Below are 21,365 nucleotides of genomic sequence, written 5' to 3'. Positions count from 1 at the left end.
TGAAAGACGCGCATTCGGCGTGCGCAACGCAGCAGGAAAGGGGCTTGAATCGCATGAGCGGCCACTCAAAATGGGCCACCACCAAGCACAAGAAGGCTGTGATCGACGCACGTCGTGGCAAATCCTTCGCGAAGCTGATCAAGAACATCGAGGTGGCGGCACGAACCGGCGGTGGCGATCCCACGGGCAACCCCACCTTGTTCGACGCCATCCAGAAGGCGAAGAAGACGTCAGTTCCCAACGACAACATCGAGCGTGCGCGCAAGCGCGGCGCCGGTGAAGAAGCGGGCGGCGCAGACTGGCAGACCATCATGTACGAGGGCTACGGACCCAACGGCGTCGCCGTTCTGATCGAGTGCCTCACCGACAACCGTAACCGCGCAGCCGGTGAAGTTCGCACCGCGATGACCCGCAACGGTGGCAACCTCGCTGACCCGGGTTCGGTCTCCTACCTGTTCGCTCGCAAGGGCGTCGTCACACTGGAGAAGAACGGCCAGTCGGAGGACGACGTCCTGATGGCTGTGCTCGACGCCGGTGCCGAAGAGGTCACCGATCTCGGTGAAACCTTCGAAATCGTCAGTGAGCCACAGGATCTGGTTGCCGTACGTTCGGCACTCCAGGAAGCTGGCATCGACTACGACTCCGCCGAAGCCGATTTCCGCGCTTCCGTCGAGGTTCCCTTGGATGTCGACGGCGCACGCAAGATCTTCAAGCTCGTCGACGCGCTCGAAGATTCTGACGACGTGCAGAACGTCTACACCAACATCGATCTGTCCGACGAGGTTCTCGCGGCTCTCGAAGACTGATTGCTTTTCAACTCAACCCGGCCCTGACGTCCGCGTCTCGGCCGGGTTGCGTGTTGATGCGGGGTAGTAGGCCCGCGCACCGCTAAGCTATCGAACAGCTGTTCGGTATGGAGAGGTGTGACAAAGTGCGCGTGCTCGGAGTGGACCCAGGCTTGACTCGCTGCGGGTTGGGTGTGGTCGACGGGAGCAACGGCAGGAAAGTGCGCCCGATTGCTGTCGACGTGGTGCGGACCCCGCCCGAGATGGACCTCGGGTCTCGGCTACTGCGGATCTCCGATGCGGCTGAACTGTGGATCGAGCAGTACAAGCCGGAGGTCGTCGCGATCGAGCGCGTATTCGCGCAGCACAACGTCAGTACGGCGATGGGGACGGCGCAAGCAGGCGGAGTTGTCGCGCTCGCTGCCGCCAGACGCGGCATCCCGGTGTGTTTCCACACGCCCAGCGAGGTGAAGGCCGCCGTTACCGGCAGCGGTAACGCAGACAAGGCGCAGGTCACCGCGATGGTGACGCGAATCCTGAACTTGAAGACGGCGCCGAAACCGGCTGACGCCGCTGATGCTCTGGCGCTCGCGATCTGTCACTGCTGGCGAGCACCGATGATCGAGCGAATGGCCCGCGCCGAGGCGATGGCCGCTGAACAAATGCGTAAGTATCAGGCAAAATTGGCCGAGATGAAGAAGGCAGGTTCGCGATGATCGCGTCGGTACGCGGCGAGGTACTCGATATTGCGCTCGACCACGCGGTCATCGAAGCGTCAGGTGTCGGCTATCGGGTCAATGCCACCCCCGTGACGCTCGGTGCGCTCCATCGCGGAAGTGAAGCGCGCCTGTTCACGACGATGATCGTTCGCGAAGATTCGATGACGCTGTACGGCTTTTCCGATACAGAGTCGAAGGACCTGTTCAGCCTCCTGCAGACGGTCTCGGGAGTCGGGCCGCGCCTGGCGATGGCAACTCTCGCAGTTCTCGAACCCGACGCACTACGGCGTGCTCTGTCGGAAGGCAACCTGACGGCGTTGACGAGAGTCCCCGGTATCGGAAAACGCGGCGCTGAGCGCATGGTCGTCGAATTGCGCGACAAAGTGGACGCCGTCGCTACGACGGCCGGCGCGGCTTCCGGTGTCGTCGTCGGCAGTTCGATCCGTGATCAGATCGTCGAAGCTCTCGAAGGATTGGGTTTCCCGATCAAGCAGGCCGAGCAGGCCACGGATTCGGTTCTGGCGGAATCGCCCGAGGCCACTACGGCGGTAGCACTGCGTTCTGCCCTGTCGCTGCTCGGTAAGACTCGATGAACTTCGATCCGATCGACGATTTCGAAGACGAATCGCAGGTCTCTGCCGAATTGGTGGCAGGAGACGGCGACGTCGAAGCGAGTTTGCGCCCCAAGAGTCTCGACGACTTCATCGGTCAACCCCGAGTCCGCGAGCAATTGCAGCTCGTGCTCACCGGCGCAAAACTTCGTGGCAGCACGCCTGACCACATCCTGATGTCCGGTCCGCCCGGACTCGGTAAAACGTCGATGGCGATGATCATCGCGGGGGAGTTGGGCTCCTCCCTGCGGCTGACGTCCGGGCCGGCGCTCGAACGCGCCGGGGACTTGGCGGCGATGCTGAGCAATCTCGTCGAGGGCGACGTGTTGTTCATCGACGAGATTCACCGAATCGCTCGTCCGGCCGAGGAGATGTTGTACCTCGCGATGGAGGACTTCCGCGTCGACGTCGTCGTCGGTAAGGGGCCCGGCGCCACGTCGATTCCTCTGGAGGTCGCACCATTCACGCTGGTCGGTGCGACAACCCGATCCGGTGCCCTTACCGGTCCGTTGCGTGACCGCTTCGGGTTCACCGCGCACATGGATTTCTACGAACCCGAAGAGTTGCAACAGATTCTGATGCGCTCGGCGGGAATTCTGGGAGTCAATCTCGAAGTTGACGCCGGCGCCGAAATCGCGAGACGCTCGCGGGGGACGCCGCGTATCGCGAACCGATTGCTGCGACGGGTTCGCGACTTTGCGGAGGTTCGTGCCGACGGAATCGTCACCATGGACGTCGCTCAGGCCGCCTTGGCTGTCTACGACGTGGACCAGTTGGGCTTGGACCGACTCGACCGATCCGTTCTGAGTGCGTTGGTGCGTTCATTCGGCGGCGGGCCCGTCGGCGTGTCGACGCTGGCTGTGGCCGTGGGCGAGGAACCGTCAACGGTGGAAGAAGTGTGTGAGCCGTTCCTGGTCCGTGCCGGGATGATCGCCCGGACGCCGCGAGGACGTGTGGCTACCGCCGCTGCCTGGACTCAACTCGGAATGACACCGCCGCCGGATGCCGCCGCGGGCGGTATCGAGGTTCGTGTCAACGAACCGCAGGCCATGTTGTTCGATCCGAACAGAGAGTGAATTTCGACTGGAAAGGCCTACTTGAACGGCCGATCTGTCAGGAATCCTCAGCAACTAATGGCACACTGGTGTATTGCGTAGGTCCATCCGGGACCATCGCGGCGTAAAACGTGCAACACAACCGAGGTTGATCAACACATGTCGAGTTTGCTTTTCCCACTCTTGATCCTCGCACTGCTGGTGCCCATGTTCCTGGGCATGCGCAAGCAGAAGAAGGCTTTGGCTGCCACTTCCGAGATGCAGGACTCGCTGCAGGTCGGCGATCGGGTGCAGACCACAGCCGGGCTCTACGCCACGATCGCTTCTCTAGGCGACGACACCGTGGACCTCGAGATCGCCGACGGTGTCATCACCACCTGGTCTCGTCTGGTCATCCGTGAGCGCGTCGTCGAGACGACCGAGACCGACGAGTACGACGACGACTCGATTTCCGAGATCGAAGAGTCTGCTACCGACACCGAAATCCGGCTCACCAAGGAGTCCTGACTTCGTCGACCTGGTACGTGTTCTAGAGTTGTGAACTCGGACACACGTCCAGATCGGTTTGTCCGTTCTTTCACCAGCAGCTCAGTTCACCCCGTTGATCAATCGTTGCAGTTCGAACGCCGCAGCTCGGGTGGTCGTCGACCACCCGAGCCGTGCACTTACTGAAGCTCTGCACCTACTGAGGAGACTTAAAGATCGTGGCACCTTCCACCGGAACGGTGCATCCGGTCCGCTACCTGGCCCTTTTCGGGGTCTTGGTGGTGGCACTGTATGCCCTGGTGTTCTTCACTGGAGACAAGTCGGCCACGCCGAAACTCGGCATCGACCTGCAGGGTGGAACGCGGGTCACGTTGACCGCTCGTACCCCGGACGGCAGTGCTCCGAGTCAGGACAGTCTCAAGCAGGCGCAGGAGATCATCGAGACCCGCGTCAATGGTCTCGGCGTTTCCGGCTCCGAGGTCGTCATCGACGGTGACAACCTCGTCATCACGGTTCCCGGCGACGACAGCGCACAGGCTCGCTCGCTCGGTCAGACCGCCCGCCTCTACATCCGGCCGGTGACCGGTTCGATCGATGTCGCCACCCGTGACGCGAGTCGGACAGCTACCCCTGAGGCGCCGGCGGCCGAAACCCCGGCCACTGATGCTCCGGCCACTGATGCTCCGGCCCCCGAGGCACCCGCCGACGGGACCCAGACTCCGCAGAATCGTCCGTTCCTGGCTCAGGACCCGACCACTCCGGAGACAACTCCGGCGCCGGAGACGACAACGCCGGCTCCCAGCGGGGACGCATCGAGTGACGGCACCGACGAAGGCGACGCAGCAGCAGCGGAAATCGCCGCAGCGCGCGCCCTCCGACAGAGCACCGATCCGACCGTGCAGCAGCAAGCAGTGGCGAACCTCGACTGCTCCGTCGCAGATCCGCTTCGTGGAAACGACGACCCCACGCTGCCGCTGGTCGCGTGCTCGCAAGACGGACTGAACATCTATCTCCTCGGTCCCTCGATCATCGATGGCCAGGAGATCGCCGACGCCTCGTCGGTCTTCAACTCACAGCAGTCGCGTCACGAGATCAGCCTCTCGTTCAAGACGACGGGCAGCAACACCTGGGCCGCGTTCACCTCAGCCAACATTGGCAAGCAGGCAGCCTTCACGCTCGACTCGAAGGTCGTCAGCGCTCCCACGATTCAAGGCGCAACGCCCGCGGGCAGCGCCACCTCGATCACCGGCAGCTTCACCGCTGACAGTGCCAAGGAATTGGCCAACACGCTCAAGTACGGTTCGCTTCCGCTGTCGTTCGCGGCCTCGGAAGCCGAGACGGTCTCGGCCACGCTCGGCCTGGCGTCACTGCAGGCGGCACTGATCGCCGGCGCGGTGGGTCTTGTGCTCGTTCTGCTGTACTGCCTGGTCTACTACCGCATGCTCGGCGTCCTGACTGCGTTGTCGCTGATTCTCTCGGGAGTCATGGTTTACGCAATCATGGTTCTGCTCGGTAGATACATCGGCTTCACACTCGACTTGGCCGGTATGGCAGGTCTGATCATCGGTATCGGTATGACCGCCGACTCGTTCGTCGTGTTCTTCGAACGCATCAAGGACGAAATGCGTGAGGGCCGTAGCTTCCGCTCGGCGGTGCCACGCGGTTGGGCGCGAGCGCGTCGGACCATTCTTTCCGGCAACGCGGTCAGCTTCATCGCCGCTGCAGTTCTGTACGTGCTGGCGGTCGGACAGGTGCGAGGCTTCGCCTTCACCTTGGGCCTGACCACCATCCTCGACGTGATTGTCGTGTTCCTCGTGACGTGGCCACTGGTCAGCATGGCGTCCCGTTCGGCGTTCTGGTCCAAGCCCAGCGTCAACGGTCTCGGCGCAGTGCAAGAGGTTGCCCGCGAACGTAAGGTTGCCGCCGCTGCGTCGGCTAAGGAGACACGAGCATGAGCGAGTCCAACAACTCCCCGGTGGGGCCTTCCAACAATTCCTCGGCCGAGTCCGCAGACGCCGCCGCCCGCTCGGAGATCACCGACTCAGGCGTCGATCAAGGCGCGATGCCCAAGCACAGCTGGCTCTCACGGCTGTACACCGGAACGGGTGCGTTCGAGGTCGTCGGCAAGCGTCGCTTCTACTACGGACTGACCGGCGCTCTGGTCGCGATCGCGCTGCTGAGCATCATCCTGCGCGGGTTCACCTTCGGTATCGATTTCGAGGGTGGATCGCGCATTCAGTTCCCGGCCGAGGGTGGAGTCGAGACGTCGGCGGTCGAAACCGTCTACTCAGACACGCTCGGATTCGAGCCGGTAACCGTGCAGACGGTCGGCTCGGGCGCCAGTGCTACCGTGCAGATTCGGTCGGAGACGCTGAACGCGACGCAGATCAACGAACTGCAGTCGGCCCTCTTCGACGAGTTCCAGCCCAAGGACAAGGACGGGAACCCGTCGGCGCAAGCCATCAGTTTCGCGGACGTGAGTGAAACCTGGGGCGGTCAGATCACCAAGAAGGCGCTGATCGCGCTGATCGTGTTCCTGGTGATCGTGAGTATCTACATCGCAGTCCGCTTCGAGAGAGACATGGCGGTAGCCGCGATCGTCGCGTTGTTCTTCGACATCATCGTCACCGCCGGCGTCTACTCGCTCGTCGGTTTCGAGGTGTCGCCCGCGACGGTGATCGGTTTGCTCACCATTCTCGGCTTCTCGCTGTACGACACGGTGGTCGTGTTCGACAAGGTCGAAGAGAACACCCGCGGTGTTCTGCACCTGACGCGCCGGACGTACGGCGAGCAGGCCAACCTCGCGGTGAATCAGACCTTGATGCGTTCGATCAACACGACCGTCATCAGTGTGCTTCCCGTGATCGCACTGATGGTGGTCGCGGTCTGGATGCTCGGCGTCGGCACACTCAAGGACCTTGCGCTCGTTCAGCTCGTCGGAATCATCGTGGGTGCGTACTCCTCGATCTTCTTCGCGACGCCGCTCCTGGTGTCGATGAAGGAACGCTGGGGACCCGTCGCCGCGCACACTCGTAAGGTGCTCGCCCGCCGGGCTACGCTGGCCGAGAAGGGTACGCAGGCGGTTGCCGTCGGCGCACCAGTTGCACGCCGTGCGTCGGTTGCTCCGCAGCCGGGTGCGCGGCCGACCGGAAAGCGAAACAAGAAGGGGCACTGAACATGCTCCCAAGAACACGCACACTGGTTCGATCGATGACGTTCGTTGCAGCCACCGCGGTGGCTGCGGGTTCGTTGGCGGCCTGCTCGGAAAGCGCCGAGCAGGTTCCGTCCATCGGATACGCCATCGACAACTCCATCACCACGTACAACGCCAACACGACAGCTGGGTCGGTGTCCGGAGCGATGGCCGCGTTCGGCCGGGTGCTTCCCGGTTTCACGTTCACCGGTCCGGCGGGGGCGCCCGTGTCGGACACCGACATCGGAACGGCGTCGGAGTTGCCCGGTGACGTGCTCACCGTCTCGTACAAGCTCAACCCGTCTTCCGTGTACTCCGACGGGATTCCGATGTCCTGCGACGATCTGGTCCTCACGTGGGCGGCGTCGAGTGGCAAGTTCACCAAAGATGTCGACGGTTCCGTGAAGCCCATGTTCGATACGGCGAACAATCTCGGTTACGCGGACATCGACCGGATCGACTGCCAGAGCGGGTCGAAGGATGCGACGGTGTTCTTCAAACCCGGGCGATCGTTCACCGATTGGCGGTCGTTGTTCGGTGCGACTGCGTTGATGCCTTCACACATCGTGACGCAGCGCACGGGTGTCAGCGACGCGGTGAGCGCGGTGAATGCCGGTGACACCGAAGCATTGTCGAAGATCGCGGACTTCTGGAACACCGGGTGGAACCTGACTCCAGGTCAGGTGGACACTTCGGTACTGCCTTCCGCCGGACCGTATCGAATCGACTCGTACAGTGCCGACGACGGTCTGGTGCTGGTCGCGAACGAGCGGTGGTGGGGTAACCAGCCGGCGACCGATCGCATCGTCGTTTGGCCACGTGGTGTGAATCTGAACGAGGATCTCGACAAGAGCTCGATCGAGGTCGTCGACGTCGCCTCCGGGTCTGCCGGCCAGCTCGGTACTCCGTCCGGTTTCGACGTCCAACAGATTCCGTCGCGGTCGATCGAGCAGTTCGTTCTCGCGACGTCGGGTTCTTTGGGCGACGAAGCCGCGCGGCGAGCGTTCGCGCATTGTGTTCCGCGGACAGCGTTGTTCGAGAAGTTCGGTCAGACGGAGAACGCGCCGCAGGCCGGTCTGGGCTCCGGCGTGGTCGATTCGCGACTGATGGCGCCGGATTCACTGGTCTACAGCGACGCCGCTGCGGTTGACGGTGATCGGTACGCCAATTCCGACGTCGAGGCTGCGAAGACCTCGTTGTCGGAAGCTGACCTCGAACAGTTGACCGTCCGAGTCGGCTACCTGGCGCCGGACCCGGTGCGGGCGCAGATCGTCTCCGAAGCAAAAGCAGCGTGCGCTCCGGCGGGAATCACGATCGAGGACGCGAGCAGCGACAGCTTCGATCCTACGAGTCTGCAGTCCGGGGGAGTCGACGCTGTGCTTTCCGGCATGGCCGGCAAAGTCGGGGCGGGCGGAACAGCGAGCATGATCGACGCGCGCGGAGCGTTGCGATCGGGCAACGGTGCAAACCTCGGCAATTATGGAAACGCGAGGATCGATCAGATCATCGATCAGCTGAACGTGGATGCGAGCACGAGTGCGCAATTGGGACTCTCGGTGGAGGCGGAGAACATCCTCTGGACTCAGGTGCCTACGATTCCACTGTTCAATCAACTACGAACTGTCGCTGTAGCTCCAGGCATGTCGGCAGTCTTGGTCAATCCGACTCGTGCCGCTAGCGGCTGGAACATGGACAGATGGGTATTACGCAGATGACCGTCTCGAATGGCGTTGCCTTGCACACGCCTGAAGAATTGATCGCAATCCACCGGGCCGCCGGAGACGCTGTTGTTCGGCTGACCCGCTGGGCAGACAACTTCCCGGGCCCTGGAGTGCGGTTCGCCGATCTGACTCCGGTGTTCGCCGACGCAGAGGGGTTCGGCGCCGTGCTCGACGCCCTTGTCGCCTGTGCCCCGGACGCCGACACGATCGCAGCCGTCGATGCCCGCGGATTCCTGCTCGGTGCCGGCGCAGCTGCGAAGATGGGCGCTGGGGTGGTGGCCGTGCGTAAGGTCGGCAAACTGCCGCCGCCGGTGCTCTCTCGCTCGTACAGCCTCGAGTACGGATCGTCGACTCTCGAGATCCCGGCGAACGGCTTCGATCTCGCCGGGCGGAATGTTCTCGTGATCGACGACGTTCTGGCTACCGGAGGGACACTCGAGGCGGCTGTACAGTTGGTTGAGTTGGGTGGAGCGAACGTCGTCGGCGTCGCAGTGGTGCTCGAGATCGAGGAATTGCGCGGTCGAGATCGCTTCTTGAAGTACCCACTGACATCCCTGGTGAAGGTCTGAGTATTAAAGTTGTCTCCTGGGGGTCGAGTTAGACCTCCAGGGCAATTACCCGATGCAGGGCGGTTGCCTCATCCAACTCGGTGGTAGGAGGTGGCGACATGACGTCGAATCTTGATCGATCACAGAACTCGGGTGCAGTGTCGCAGGAGACGGGTGCAGTTCCGTCTCCGGAGACGACACCATCGAAGTCCGCGGTGCCCGACGATTCGGGATCTGCGCAAACTACCGGCAATCGGGGTGGGCAGAACCTGGCCGTGCCCGCTTCCGCCTCTCGTAGGGTGCGCGCTCGGCTTGCTCGGCGCATCACCGGTCAGCGCAATGCCACCATCCGCCCGGTGCTCGAGCCGTTGGTCAGCCTTCACCGTGAGCTGTATCCGAAGGCCGACCTCGCGCTGCTCCAGCGTGCATACGACGTCGCCGAGGACAGACATTCGAGCCAGCGGCGCAAGTCCGGCGATCCGTACATCACGCATCCGTTGGCCGTCGCAAGCATTCTGGCCGAGTTGGGAATGGACACCACCACCCTCGTCGCGGCTCTTCTGCACGACACGGTCGAGGACACCGGTTACTCACTCGAGGAGTTGACCAAGGATTTCGGTGACGAGGTCGCTCACCTCGTCGACGGAGTCACCAAACTCGACAAGGTCGTTCTGGGCACCGCAGCCGAGGGCGAAACCATCCGCAAGATGATCATCGCGATGGCGCGGGATCCGCGCGTGCTCGTGATCAAGGTTGCGGATCGTCTGCACAACATGCGCACGATGCGATTCCTGCCGCCCGAAAAGCAGGCGCGCAAGGCACGGGAAACTCTCGAAGTCATTGCGCCACTTGCGCATCGACTCGGTATGGCTACCGTCAAATGGGAACTCGAAGACCTCTCGTTCGCGATCCTTCACCCGAAGAAGTACGACGAGATCGTTCGACTTGTTGCAGATCGCGCGCCGTCTCGTGACACCTATCTGGCCAAGGTTCGGGCCGAGATCAACTCGACGCTGTCCGCCTCACGGATCAACGCCATCGTCGAGGGCCGGCCCAAGCACTACTGGTCGATCTATCAGAAGATGATCGTAAAAGGCCGCGACTTCGACGACATCCATGATCTGGTCGGCGTCCGCATTCTGTGCGAAGAAGTGCGTGACTGTTACGCCGCGGTCGGCGTTGTCCACTCACTGTGGCAGCCGATGGCCGGTCGCTTCAAGGACTACATTGCACAGCCGCGCTATGGCGTCTACCAGTCGCTGCACACCACCGTCGTGGGACCGGAAGGCAAGCCCCTGGAGGTCCAGATCCGGACCCAGGACATGCACCGGACCGCGGAGTTCGGTATTGCCGCGCACTGGCGGTACAAGGAGACCAAGGGCAAGCACGCGGGTGACATCGCCGAGGTCGACGACATGGCGTGGATGCGTCAGCTACTCGATTGGCAACGTGAAGCGGCCGATCCGGGGGAGTTCCTCGAATCGCTGCGTTACGACCTCGCGGTCAAGGAGATCTTCGTCTTCACACCGAAGGGTGACGTCATCACGTTGCCTGCCGGATCGACTCCGGTCGATTTTGCATATGCCGTGCACACCGAGGTCGGGCACCGATGCATCGGTGCCAGGGTCAACGGCCGATTGGTCGCGCTGGAGCGAACTCTCGAGAACGGCGAAGTGGTGGAGGTCTTCACGTCGAAGGCCGCAACCGCCGGGCCGAGTCGCGATTGGCAGACGTTTGTCGTCTCCCCGCGCGCCAAGGCGAAGATCCGACAGTGGTTCGCGAAGGAACGGCGCGAGGAGGCACTCGAGTCCGGTAAGGACCAGATCGCAAAGGAGGTCCGCCGTGTGGGACTTCCGTTGCAGCGCTTGATGAATGCCGAATCGATGAGCACCATCGCGCACGAACTTCGTTATCCCGACGTCTCCGCGTTGTACACGGCTGTAGGCGAGAGTCAGGTGTCGGCGCACCACGTCGTGCAGCGCCTGGTTGCTCATCTGGGCGGCGTCGGCGCCGTCGAGGAGGAACTGGCCGAGCGTTCGACGCCGTCGACCATGCCGGTGCGCACCCGCAGCACGGGTGACTCCGGAATCCTGGTTCCCGGGGCTCCCGGCACGGTGGCAAAACTTGCGAAGTGTTGCACGCCGGTTCCGGGCGATTCGATTCTGGGCTTCGTCACGCGCGGCGGAGCAGTCAGTGTGCACCGTACCGACTGCACCAACGCCAACTCGCTCCACGATCAGTCGGAGCGAATCATCGACGTCGAATGGGCACCGTCAGCGACGTCGGTGTTCCTGGTCGCGATCCAGATCGAGGCGCTCGATCGTCATCGGTTGCTTTCCGACGTCACCAAGGCGTTGGCCGACGAGAAGGTGAACATCCTGTCCGCCTCGGTCACCACGTCCGGCGACCGAGTGGCGATCAGCAAGTTCACCTTCGAGATGGGTGACCCGAAGCACCTGGGTCATGTGCTCAACGTGGTTCGTAACGTGGAAGGTGTCTACGACGTCTACCGGGTGACTTCTGCCTCGTAAACTGCTGTGCGCCTTTATTAACCGCGGGCGGTTAATAAAGGCGCACAGGGTCAGGCGACTACTGCAGTCTCGATGGTGATCGGCGTGTTGGGTGCACCGCCGCCGGTTGCTCCCATGCCACCGTCGTCGCCGTCGGCCGCGATCTTCTCGATTGTCGCGAGGCCGGCGTCGTCGATGGTGCCGAAAACCGTGTAGTCAGGCGGCAGCATCGAATCCTCGTAGACGAGGAAAAACTGGCTGCCGTTGCTGTCAGGTACGGACGAATGAGCCATCGCCAGAGTGCCACGGGGGTAGACGACCGGCAGCGACAGCGCCGGGTCGTTCCCGGCGTATGTGGTCGTGGGGTACTCGTTTGCAAACTGGTACCCCGGTCCACCGGTGCCCTTACCCGACGGGTCGCCGCATTGGAGAATCTGCAGACCCGGCATCGTCGAGAGTCGATGGCACGGGGTGTCGTCGAAGAATTTCTGCTCGGTCAGGCTCACGATGCTGTTGACCGTGCAGGGGGCTGCTGCGCGATTCAGTTCCATCCCGATCGGGCCGGCCGTCGTCGTCAAGGCCACGGTGACGTTGCCCTCGGTGGATACGCCGGTGGAGCTCGGCGGATTGACGGTCTTTGCTGCGCCCGCCGCGCTCGGATACGAGCAGTCGACGGTTGCAGCGGACGGCGCCGGGACAGGCGGGAGTGCCTCGAACTGTGACATGTCGAGCGGCGGCATGGCAGCCGTTGTCGTCTTCACCTTGGAGGTACTGGACGGCGAATCCGAGCTACCGGAATCACTGGAACAACCAGCCAGAAGCAGCGCCGCGGCGCTTGCAGCGGCAATAACTACAGGAAAGCGCATCACAGGATTACGTCGCATCAGTCGAGCCTTACTGTCTTGATGTCGGTGGTCAGATTCGGCTTGCCGTCACCCTCTGGAGTCGATCCGCCGGCCGCGACCTTGTCCAAAGTGGCGAGACCGGTCTCGTCGATCGTGCCGAAAACCGTGTACTGCGGCGGAAGTTGCGAGTCGCCGTAGACGAGGAAGAACTGACTGCCGTTGCTACCGGGTGCCCCGGTGTTGGCCATCGCAACCGTGCCGCGCGCGTAGGTGACGGGCTCTTGCGCCGCCGGGTCGGTGGTGGCGTACGCCGTGGTGGGGAACTCGTTGTCGAATCCGTATCCCGGGCCGCCGGAGCCAGTGCCGGAGGGATCACCGCACTGCAGAACCTGGAGCGACGGGCTCGTTGTCATGCGGTGGCATGTGGTGTCGTTGAAGTAGTCCTGCTGCGCCAAACTCACGAAGCTGTTGACCGTGCACGGAGACTTCGTTCCGTCGAGCGTGAGCCCGATGTTCCCCTGTGACGTCTCGACGCTGATGCTCGGTGTCGCGTCCGGGGCGGTGGTGGGAATCCCGTCGGTACGAGGCGGGTTGTTGGCCTTGGACGCGGTAGCACTGTCCGCCGGGTAAGAGCAGGAAACCGTGTCGGCCAGTGGCGTCGACAGACCGGCCGGCATCGCACCCGCAGTTTGCGGCGTGAGGCTCGAGTCGTCGGCTGCAGTGTTGGTGGTGTTCGCGTCGTCGTCGCTGCGGTTGCTGAACCAGATGAGGCCGCCGACGACACCGACTACGACAACAACGCCGAGTGCAGTTCCGGCTATCGTCATCTGCTTGCGCTTGCGGGCACGTTCTGCGCGACGTTCGAGCTGACGCTCGAGCTTGCGTTTCGCCGCCTCGCGGCGTTGCTCGTTACTCGGCACTGCTGTAGTCCTCCGTATCGCGGGTGGATCGTGGTCGGCCGGCCGAGCGACACCCTGGGGTCGGCTTCGGCAAGCGGCTCTACTCGTCGTCAGAGTCTCCCATTGCAACCTGAGAACTTACTGGCGGGGCAGCAGCTTAGGCTGTAACCGACACCGTGTTGTTCGTTTCCGCCTTTCGAAGAGGAGTTGCCCCCGTGCTCGTCACTGGTTTTCCGGCCGGGATGTTCCAAACCAACTGCTACATACTCGCCCAGGTCGACGCGTGCGAATGCGTAGTCGTCGACCCGGGACAGGATGCGGCCGAGCCGCTCTTCGAATATCTCGACTCGAAGGACATGACGGTCAACGCGGTCCTCCTGACACACGGTCATCTCGATCACGTGTGGTCGGCCCGCGAGGTCTGTGAGCGATATTCCGTACCCGCGTACATCCATCCCGAGGATCGCTACATGCTCAGCGATCCGGCACGGGGGATAGGCCCGACGATGAAGGAATTCATTCAAGGCATGACGTTCGTGGAGCCGGACGAGGTGATCGAACTGGCCGACGGCGACAAGATCACCGAGGCCGGAATGACGTTCGTCGTCGACCACACGCCCGGGCACACACAGGGATCCGTGGTGTTCCGAACCCAGGCGAACACCGAGGACGGACCCGTGGACTTGGCGTTCACCGGTGACACCCTGTTCCAGGGTTCCATCGGGCGCAGCGACCTGCCCGGCGGAAATCACGAGCAGTTGCTCGCCTCGATCGCCCGCAAGCTACTGGGACTCGGTGACGAGACAGTGCTCCTGCCCGGGCACGGCGGCAACAGTTCGATCGGCGCCGAGCGAAGCTCGAACCCGTTTCTCGTTGGACTCAGCGCACAAGAATAAGGAAAAGTACCTCTCGTGAGTAAAGTCAGCACCTTTTCTGCACCCAAAGGCATTCCGGACTACGTTCCGCCGCAGTCAGCCGAATTCGTCGCCGTTCGTGACGGTTTGACGCGCGCCGCCAGGTTGGCCGGGTACGGCCACATCGAGTTGCCGATATTCGAAGACACCGGCCTGTTCGCGCGCGGCGTCGGCGAGTCCACCGACGTCGTCAGCAAGGAGATGTACACGTTCGCCGACCGTGGCGATCGTTCGGTGACGTTGCGTCCCGAGGGAACTGCCGGCGTCATGCGTGCCGTCATCGAGCACAGCCTCGACCGTGGACAGTTGCCGGTAAAGGTCAGCTACGCGGGCCCGTTCTTCCGCTACGAGCGCCCGCAGGCCGGTCGCTACCGTCAGTTGCAGCAGGTCGGCGTCGAGGCCATCGGGATCGACGACCCCGCACTCGACGCTGAGGTCATCGCGATCGCCGACGCCGGATTCCGGTCGTTGGGGCTCGACGGCTTCCGCCTCGAAATCACCTCTCTGGGCGACGACACCTGCCGACCGCAGTACCGCGAACTGCTGCAGGAGTTTCTCTTTGCACTCCCGCTCGACGAAGACACGCGTCGACGCGCCGAGATCAACCCGCTTCGGGTGCTCGACGACAAGCGCCCAGATGTACGCGAGATGACAGCCGGCGCACCGCTCATGCTCGATCACCTGTCGGAGAGTTGCAAGGCTCACTTCGACGAGGTGCTCGCGCACCTCGACGCCTTGGGCGTTCCCTATGTCGTCAACCCGCGCATGGTTCGCGGCCTCGATTACTACACCAAGACGACCTTCGAATTCGTGCACGACGGACTGGGCGCGCAGTCCGGAATCGGCGGCGGTGGTCGTTACGACGGTCTGATGGAACAACTGGGCGGACAGCCGCTCTCGGGGATCGGGTTCGGGATCGGCGTCGACCGCACGGTTCTGGCTCTCGAAGCCGAGGGAAAGTCGGTCGCACCACCGGCACGTGTCGATGTCTTCTGTGTGCCAATGGGCGCCGAGGCGAAGGCGGCGCTGGTCAAGATCGCGCATCAATTGCGTGCCAACGGAATTCGTGTCGATCTGGCGTACGGAAATCGGGGCGTGAAGGGCTCGATGAAAGCAGCTGATCGATCGGGTGCCGCAATCGCATTGGTTCTCGGCGAGCGTGAGCTCGAAGAGGGCGTCGTCGTTGTCAAACAGTTGGCAACAGGTGAGCAGGAGACAGTGGCGCTCGACCAGGTTGTCGACAAGCTCGGGGATCTCGTTGAGCACTGAGGCCGAACCGGTTTCGCTCGATCTGGTTCCCGTGGCGTTGATCGCGCCGCGGCTGAAGAAGTTCGCCGTTGTTGTCGTGGTGTTCGGTGTGGTCGTCGGGTTGATCGTCAGTGTGTTCTCGACGGCGACCGTTGGAGTGATCGTCGGTGCCGTCATCGCGGTGCCGACGTCACTGGCGATCCTGATGACGCTACGCCGACATATCACGTTGTACGGCAACAGAGTTCGTGCGCAAGCTGGTTTTCGAACCAACGACGTCGACGTGGCCGAGGTTCTCACGGCGGCGTTGACGGTGCGATCCGGCCGGATCAGCGAGGTCAGCCTGACACTCGGCGACGGACGGTCCACCGTGCGGATACCGCTCGCGCTGTACACGGCAGGAGGCGGGCGCGAGTTGGAGATCCTTGCACTCCGCAAGCTCGCCGACGCCCTCGCTGCCAGCGAGTTGGTGCCGGCTGCCGCGTTGTCCTCGGTGCTGATCGAACAGTTGCGTGCCGAAGCCCGCGGCGCCGGACTGGCCGAGCGTCCACTGTACCGCGCCGTCGAACTCGTGACGGCGGAGGGACGAGTGCCGAGAACCACACTGACAGACCACGAAGTGGCCGGATTACTCGACTAGCGTGGAAACCGTTCTTACAGCGTTGTAGAACGGACAGTCGTGAAAACGGCAGGTGAGGAGTCGGCAATGAGTATTGCGCCCGTAACCGTCACGGTAACTGGAGCGTCGGGTCAGATCGCATACGGAATGCTTTTCCGCATTGCTGCGGGGGAGATGCTCGGCGCGGACGTCCCGATCAAACTTCGACTGCTCGAGATTCCTGCCGCTGTGTCCGCTGCCGAAGGCGTTGCGATGGAACTCGAAGACGGCGCCTTTCCCTTGCTGAGTTCCATCGACATCACCGACGATCCAGATGTCGCCTTCTTGGGCGCCAACGTCGGGATGCTGGTCGGTGCACGTCCGCGGAGCAAGGGGATGGAGCGCGCCGACTTGCTGAGCGCGAACGGCGCGATTTTCACAGCGCACGGCAAGGCGATCAACAACAACGCAGCCTCGGACGTCAAGGTGCTGGTCGTCGGAAACCCGGCCAACACCAACGCTCTCATCGCGATGAACAACGCGCCGGATGTACCCGATACTCGGTTCAGTGCGCTGACGCGTCTCGACCACAACCGAGCGATTGCGCAGGTGGTGAAGAAGACCGGCGTTCGTGCATCGTCGGTGCGCAAGGTTTCCGTCTGGGGAAACCATTCGGCGACGCAGTACCCGGACCTGTCCCACGCGACCGTCGCGGGTAATCCTGCGCTCGCGGTGATCAACGACCGCGACTGGGTGGAGAACGATTTCATCCCGACTGTGCAGGTACGAGGCACCGCCATCATCGCTGCGCGTGGATCGTCCTCTGCGGCAAGTGCGGCTAGTGCGTCGATAGACCACGTCCGTGACTGGGTGATCGGGACGGCCGAGGACGACTGGGTATCCATGGCCGTGTGTTCGGACGGTTCCTACGGCGTGCCCGAAGGGTTGATCTCCTCCTTCCCGGTGACCTGTGCCGATGGTGAATTCACTATCGTTCCGGACCTCGCGATCGACGATTTCTCACGCGAACGGATCGACCTGTCCGTCAGCGAATTGGAGCAGGAGCGTGCGTCGGTTCGGGAGCTGGGCTTCGTCTGAACTGAGCTTTGTCTGGGATTGTCATGCCGCCCCGCCCGGGAGACCCGATCAGAGATCTCGGTACAGGTACTGATCGGGATCCTCGGCGCCGAGCACGGGCGGGGATACCATCGGTAAATCGTCGACCATCGAATTTTCGTCGCCGGCATTGACGAGATACCCCGCAGTGGTGCGTGACGACTCGTCCCGCGATCCGCGAGGTCCGCCGCCTATCATGCCCCCGGGCGTCATACCGCCGCCGCTGACCGCCGAAGATGTTGCACCCAGGGCGGGCGTTGCTACCGGAACCGGTTGAACTGCAGCAACTCCCACTGCGCCTCTCATAGTTCCACCGCTCGCGCCGTTCCCGCCCACCCACGCTCCACCGGAGTTCGCTGTCGTACCGGGTGACTGCGATCCGCCAGCTGCGAGTGACGTCGACGAATTGCCCGCGCCCCACAGCTTGTCGACGCCGGTCGCGAGTCCGGCGCCTGCCTGCGCTGCCGAGGTCCGAACTGCGTCGGTGCCTGACTGCGTGGAGTCCGGGTGGGTGGAGTACGCATCACCGGCATCGGTTGATGCAGAAAGAGGTTGGGCGATCTGACGGGCGGCGTTGTTGATTGCCTCCGGAGTGACCAGGTTGGAGAGTGCCTCACTGGTCGGTGGAGTCGGAACGGGGATCGACCCGGCAAGGGCGTTCATGGCAGCGGTGTGCCCGAGCATCTCCCCACGAGTCCGAGTCACCGCCGCGACGGCTGCCTGCATGTGTTCAGCTGCGGAGGCAAGCAACATCGCCTGCCCGGGTGGTGTCCACACGATCGGTGCAGCAGCCGCAACCGTGGCGGCGAAGGACTGCGCGATCGCCGCGAGATTTGCATTGCCTCGCTGCACCGATTCCGCGGCGGCAGCAGTGGTTTTCGATATCGCGGTTCCGCGTTCGCTCAATTCTGCACCGCTTTTCTGTGCGGATCGCGACAGTTCGGTCGCGGCGTCACGGCCGGTGCTGTGCCAGGTCTGCCCCACCTGGGCGACTGCGCTGTTGGACAGTCCCATGGCTTGGTCGATCAGCGTGGACGCCTGGCTGAAGATGCCGACGGGATCGATGCCGGCAAAAGCGCCTGTGCCGAGACTCTTCCCGAGTTCGATCAACGGCGCGAATAGATCCTCGATTCCGGGGAGCGCCGGAACCGGTACGCCGGCGAGCATCGAGTCGACCGCGTTGTTCGGCAGTGCCGGGACTGGACTACCACCTTGAAGGAGTTCGAGGACCGTCGTCGAGTCGTCTTCGGTGTCCATGCGATCGGTGTTCACGCGGTCATGTCCGTCGATCCAGCCACGCCGGTTAAATCTGACGCGATTGCATGATCTGTCGTGTCATAGGCCTGCGCGGCTGCAACGGCAATTGCGGCATTGCCGGCGTAGAACGTGGCGAGTGCTGCAACATCTTTGGTGTGTGTGGCCTGAGCGCGCGCGAATGCGTCGAGAAATTCGATCCCGACGGGGCCCACGGCCGGTGCGACTGCCGCGATGTTGGCTCCCAGATCGACGACGGCGGCCTGCGCGATGTGTCCTGCCGCTTCGGCCGACGTCGAGCCGTACTTACGGATGTCGTCAGTGACGACAGTCAATTCGCTCATCATTACCCCCCCAGTTGGTAAGCGTCGTGAGAACTGTATCGGACCACAGTCCGCCCTTGCACGGAGAGAACACGACTTCCCCAGCGGTTCCGGACAACCTGGACGAAGTGGCAGAGATTACATTCGGATCCGGTGTTGGTATTGCGGGCGCGATCGATTTGGCACACTCGAACCATGCGAACCGCTTCGGACGTCATCCTCCGACTCACGTCCGATCCAGCTCGTTCTGGACTGGTGATGGATTTCGACGGTGTGCTTGCACCCATCGTCGATGATCCGTCGGCGAGTGCACTCCTGCCCGGCGCCGAGGACGTGCTCGCGACTCTGACGAAGCATCTCGGTGTAGTCGGCCTGCTTTCGGGGCGGCCGGTGTCGTTTCTGCGAGAACGGCTGAGTCTGGATTCGGTTGTACTCATGGGTTCCTACGGTGTCGAGACCTGGACGGAGAACGGAATCGACGTGCTTCCGGCTGTCGCGGCGTTCAGTGATGCCGTTGCTGAAGCAGAAGCCGAACTGCGCCGCTTGTTCGATTCTCAGGCAGTTCCTGGTATCCATGTCGAGAGCAAAGGCCTTGCGGTGGCCGTGCATTGGCGTCGGGCTGCAGATCGAGCGGCCGCGCAGCGCCTGGTAGAAGCAGCGACAACTGAAATCGCGAGCCGGACCGGGTTGCATCGTGAGCCCGGCAAGCTGGTCGAAGAATTGCGTCCACCCGTCAGGGAGAACAAGGGGACAGGTCTTCTTCGTGCGATCGAGGCCGCGGGAGTCGACGTCGTCGCGTACGCAGGTGACGACCGCGGAGATCTACCAGCATTTGCTGCGGCCATCGCGTCCGGGGGAGAAGCGCTGGTGGTCAAGGGCGATGACATTGCACCAGAAGTTGCCGCAGTCGACGGCGTCCAGTTCGACGGCCCGCAGGCATTCCTGGATTGGATGAAGGATCTTGCCGCGCAACTGGAACGCTGACGCGTAAGGTCAGTCTGCCAAGAACTCGACCGGCGCCAGGTTGACTTCTTCCGTGTTGTCCGGTGTGCATTGATGTCCGACGCCGGTGATCACTACCCGCCGGGTGAGGTCGGGTAGTCGGTCACTCAGTGCGTTGTAGATTCGATCGAGTTGCGCGGCATGTCGACCTCTCTCCGCATCAGCATCGTCTTCTTGCAAGGTGCCGCGTCTACGGGACAGAGCGACGCGAATCCGCGTGTGTTCAGATCCAGCGATGTTCGCCGCCCGGCTGCCAGCATGCAGTCGGCAACGTATCTGCGGGTTCTGTCAACGCAAAACTGGCCGCACCGGAAGGGCTCCGGTGCGGTCAGTTTTGGTCGTGGTCAGTTTGTGTCTCGGTCAGGCGTCGCGCTTGTTGACGACGGCGATGCTGATTCCGAATATCACGAGCACAAATGCTGCGAAGTAGAACAGGCTTCCCCAAGGGCCCCAATGGAAATTGATGCTCGAACCCGAAGAGAGGAAGTGGTCGGCGTTGGCGAACGGGAGGAACGGTGAGACGTTTCTGCCGAAGGATCCGAACATCCCGAACAGGCTCTCGATGAGCAGTGGCCACAGCAGCAGTAGTGCAATGGCGCCGGCGGACTGACGAAGGAGTGCTCCGACGGCAATAGCAAGGGCGACGCAGAGGAACGCGAAGATCGGTACGCCGTAAACGGCGCGCCAGGCATCGGCGTTGTCCAGTGCCAGATTGGTGGAACCTTCAGATCCTGCAGCAGCTTTGGTGACGAATACCGCGCCGAGCATGAGAACGAAGGACAGCACCGCGCCGAAAGCCCCGATCAGGCCGGCTTTGGCGATCAGAACCGAAGCCCGACTCGGGATGGCCTGGAAGGTAGTACGGATGATGCCGAAGCGGTACTCGCTGGTGATCGCGAGCGCCGCCATGATCATCAGGACCATGACGCCGAATCCGGATACTCCTAGCCCCGCGTCGTTGAACGTGGGGAGGAATTTCTCGAAATCAGGAGTTCCTGATTCGGCTTCATCGTTGTACGCCTGAATGCTCGAACTCGACGAACGCCCGATCATCCAGGCGACGCCCAACCCTAGGACGATGATGGTGATCGTGCACCACAGCGGCGACTTGGTCGTGGTGATCTTGATACGTTCAGCACTGATAACAGCCATTACAGTGCACCTCCCATAGCCTGCTGTGTGTTTGCCTGCTGTGCATTTACATGGTGGGCTCCGGCACCCGGATCGATACCGGACGCGTGGTACTGGACATCGTCTCCGGTCAACTTCATGAACGCATCCTCGAGCGATCCCTACTGGGACGCCAACTCGTACAACACGATTCCCTGCGAACCCGCCAAACCGCCGATCACATCAGTGGTCGAATCCACCACCACCAACACCGGCTCCGATCCTGAATGCTCCTCGCGGACAGTCAGTCCGTGGGCAGTCAATGCGGCATGGAGAGCGTCCAATTGTGGGCTGCGCACGCGCACCGTCGACTCCGACGAACGATCCACGAACTCCGCCACCGTCGAATCCGAAATCAACCGACCCCG

Annotated in this window: 21 protein-coding genes and 1 pseudogene; 15 read left to right on the top strand and 7 right to left on the bottom strand. The window is 62.6% G+C overall.

Features of this window, described 5'->3' with window-relative positions; translation table 11 throughout:
• Window positions 1-53 precede the first annotated feature (53 nt).
• From R4P65_RS24790 to R4P65_RS24745, 10 genes are all read left to right on the top strand, one after another.
• Window positions 54-806 (top strand): YebC/PmpR family DNA-binding transcriptional regulator, encoded by a 753-nt coding sequence (locus R4P65_RS24790; RefSeq protein WP_230817251.1) that lies wholly within the window; start codon window positions 54-56, stop codon window positions 804-806.
• Between the two features lie 125 nt (window positions 807-931).
• Window positions 932-1,501 carry a crossover junction endodeoxyribonuclease RuvC gene (ruvC, locus tag R4P65_RS24785; protein ID WP_020907638.1) on the top strand — a complete coding sequence of 190 codons (570 nt, stop codon included), beginning with the start codon at window positions 932-934 and terminating at the stop codon, window positions 1,499-1,501.
• A complete protein-coding gene (ruvA, locus tag R4P65_RS24780; RefSeq protein ID WP_317828509.1) occupies window positions 1,498-2,097 on the top strand; it encodes a Holliday junction branch migration protein RuvA in 600 nt (199 codons plus the stop codon). The genes ruvC and ruvA overlap by 4 nt, the downstream gene beginning before the upstream one ends.
• A complete protein-coding gene (gene ruvB, locus R4P65_RS24775) occupies window positions 2,094-3,191 on the top strand; it encodes a Holliday junction branch migration DNA helicase RuvB (protein WP_317828508.1) in 1,098 nt (365 codons plus the stop codon). Before ruvA ends, ruvB begins: the two co-directional genes overlap by 4 nt.
• A gap of 138 nt (window positions 3,192-3,329) precedes the next feature.
• Window positions 3,330-3,677, top strand: a complete 348-nt coding sequence (gene yajC, locus R4P65_RS24770; protein ID WP_230817254.1) for a preprotein translocase subunit YajC — start codon at window positions 3,330-3,332, stop codon at window positions 3,675-3,677.
• A 197-nt stretch (window positions 3,678-3,874) separates the two neighbouring features.
• On the top strand, window positions 3,875-5,611 hold the full coding sequence (gene secD / locus R4P65_RS24765) for a protein translocase subunit SecD (protein ID WP_317828507.1): 1,737 nt from the start codon (window positions 3,875-3,877) through the stop codon (window positions 5,609-5,611).
• Window positions 5,608-6,831 (top strand): protein translocase subunit SecF, encoded by a 1,224-nt coding sequence (gene secF / locus R4P65_RS24760; RefSeq protein WP_317828506.1) that lies wholly within the window; start codon window positions 5,608-5,610, stop codon window positions 6,829-6,831. The genes secD and secF overlap by 4 nt, the downstream gene beginning before the upstream one ends.
• Window positions 6,832-6,833: 2 nt before the next feature.
• Window positions 6,834-8,564, top strand: coding sequence for an ABC transporter substrate-binding protein (locus tag R4P65_RS24755; protein ID WP_317828505.1), 1,731 nt, complete (start codon window positions 6,834-6,836; stop codon window positions 8,562-8,564).
• Window positions 8,561-9,139 carry an adenine phosphoribosyltransferase gene (locus R4P65_RS24750; RefSeq protein ID WP_269068758.1) on the top strand — a complete coding sequence of 193 codons (579 nt, stop codon included), beginning with the start codon at window positions 8,561-8,563 and terminating at the stop codon, window positions 9,137-9,139. Before R4P65_RS24755 ends, R4P65_RS24750 begins: the two co-directional genes overlap by 4 nt.
• Before the next feature lie 98 nt (window positions 9,140-9,237).
• Complete coding sequence (locus R4P65_RS24745; RefSeq protein ID WP_230817258.1) at window positions 9,238-11,649, top strand: RelA/SpoT family protein; 2,412 nt, start codon at window positions 9,238-9,240, stop codon at window positions 11,647-11,649.
• A gap of 50 nt (window positions 11,650-11,699) precedes the next feature.
• On the opposite strand, the gene R4P65_RS24740 is transcribed toward R4P65_RS24745, so the two are convergent.
• Both R4P65_RS24740 and R4P65_RS24735 read right to left on the bottom strand, forming a co-directional pair.
• Complete coding sequence (locus R4P65_RS24740; protein ID WP_411742586.1) at window positions 11,700-12,512, bottom strand: peptidylprolyl isomerase; 813 nt, start codon at window positions 12,510-12,512, stop codon at window positions 11,700-11,702.
• Window positions 12,512-13,393, bottom strand: a complete 882-nt coding sequence (locus R4P65_RS24735) for a peptidylprolyl isomerase (protein WP_317828504.1) — start codon at window positions 13,391-13,393, stop codon at window positions 12,512-12,514. The genes R4P65_RS24740 and R4P65_RS24735 overlap by 1 nt, the downstream gene beginning before the upstream one ends.
• A gap of 194 nt (window positions 13,394-13,587) precedes the next feature.
• On the opposite strand from R4P65_RS24735, the gene R4P65_RS24730 reads away from it, so the two are divergent.
• The 4 genes from R4P65_RS24730 to R4P65_RS24715 all read left to right on the top strand — a co-directional run bounded on the left by R4P65_RS24730 (window position 13,588) and on the right by R4P65_RS24715 (window position 17,230).
• Window positions 13,588-14,268 carry an MBL fold metallo-hydrolase gene (locus R4P65_RS24730; protein ID WP_230817260.1) on the top strand — a complete coding sequence of 227 codons (681 nt, stop codon included), beginning with the start codon at window positions 13,588-13,590 and terminating at the stop codon, window positions 14,266-14,268.
• A gap of 15 nt (window positions 14,269-14,283) precedes the next feature.
• A complete protein-coding gene (hisS, locus tag R4P65_RS24725) occupies window positions 14,284-15,555 on the top strand; it encodes a histidine--tRNA ligase (protein WP_317828503.1) in 1,272 nt (423 codons plus the stop codon).
• Window positions 15,545-16,174 (top strand): hypothetical protein, encoded by a 630-nt coding sequence (locus tag R4P65_RS24720; RefSeq protein ID WP_042919891.1) that lies wholly within the window; start codon window positions 15,545-15,547, stop codon window positions 16,172-16,174. Before hisS ends, R4P65_RS24720 begins: the two co-directional genes overlap by 11 nt.
• A 66-nt stretch (window positions 16,175-16,240) precedes the next feature.
• On the top strand, window positions 16,241-17,230 hold the full coding sequence (locus tag R4P65_RS24715) for a malate dehydrogenase (protein WP_317828502.1): 990 nt from the start codon (window positions 16,241-16,243) through the stop codon (window positions 17,228-17,230).
• Between the two features lie 48 nt (window positions 17,231-17,278).
• Here the strand turns inward: R4P65_RS24715 and R4P65_RS24710 are convergent, their stop codons facing one another.
• Together R4P65_RS24710 and R4P65_RS24705 are read right to left on the bottom strand one after the other, a co-directional pair.
• Window positions 17,279-18,520, bottom strand: a complete 1,242-nt coding sequence (locus tag R4P65_RS24710; protein WP_317828501.1) for a hypothetical protein — start codon at window positions 18,518-18,520, stop codon at window positions 17,279-17,281.
• Window positions 18,517-18,846, bottom strand: a complete 330-nt coding sequence (locus R4P65_RS24705) for a type VII secretion target (protein ID WP_317828500.1) — start codon at window positions 18,844-18,846, stop codon at window positions 18,517-18,519. The genes R4P65_RS24710 and R4P65_RS24705 overlap by 4 nt, the downstream gene beginning before the upstream one ends.
• Before the next feature lie 174 nt (window positions 18,847-19,020).
• Here R4P65_RS24705 and otsB point away from each other — a divergent pair, with 174 nt between their 5' ends.
• A complete protein-coding gene (otsB, locus tag R4P65_RS24700; RefSeq protein WP_317828499.1) occupies window positions 19,021-19,809 on the top strand; it encodes a trehalose-phosphatase in 789 nt (262 codons plus the stop codon).
• Window positions 19,810-19,818: 9 nt separating this feature from the next.
• On the opposite strand, the gene R4P65_RS24695 is transcribed toward otsB, so the two are convergent.
• From R4P65_RS24695 to R4P65_RS24685, 3 genes and pseudogenes are all read right to left on the bottom strand, one after another.
• On the bottom strand, window positions 19,819-20,007 hold the full coding sequence (locus tag R4P65_RS24695) for a hypothetical protein (protein WP_317828498.1): 189 nt from the start codon (window positions 20,005-20,007) through the stop codon (window positions 19,819-19,821).
• A gap of 180 nt (window positions 20,008-20,187) precedes the next feature.
• Complete coding sequence (locus R4P65_RS24690) at window positions 20,188-20,979, bottom strand: ABC transporter permease (protein ID WP_317828497.1); 792 nt, start codon at window positions 20,977-20,979, stop codon at window positions 20,188-20,190.
• A pseudogene (locus tag R4P65_RS24685) lies at window positions 20,979-21,365 on the bottom strand (ABC transporter ATP-binding protein); the annotation flags it as partial. The gene R4P65_RS24690 and the pseudogene R4P65_RS24685, both read right to left, overlap by 1 nt.

This window comes from Rhodococcus sp. IEGM 1318, from assembly GCF_033142465.1.
Taxonomy (GTDB): Bacteria; Actinomycetota; Actinomycetes; order Mycobacteriales; family Mycobacteriaceae; genus Rhodococcus_F; species Rhodococcus_F qingshengii_B.
The sequence above is the reverse complement of the archived record's forward strand: the minus strand, read 5'-3'. Positions and strand labels throughout refer to the sequence as shown.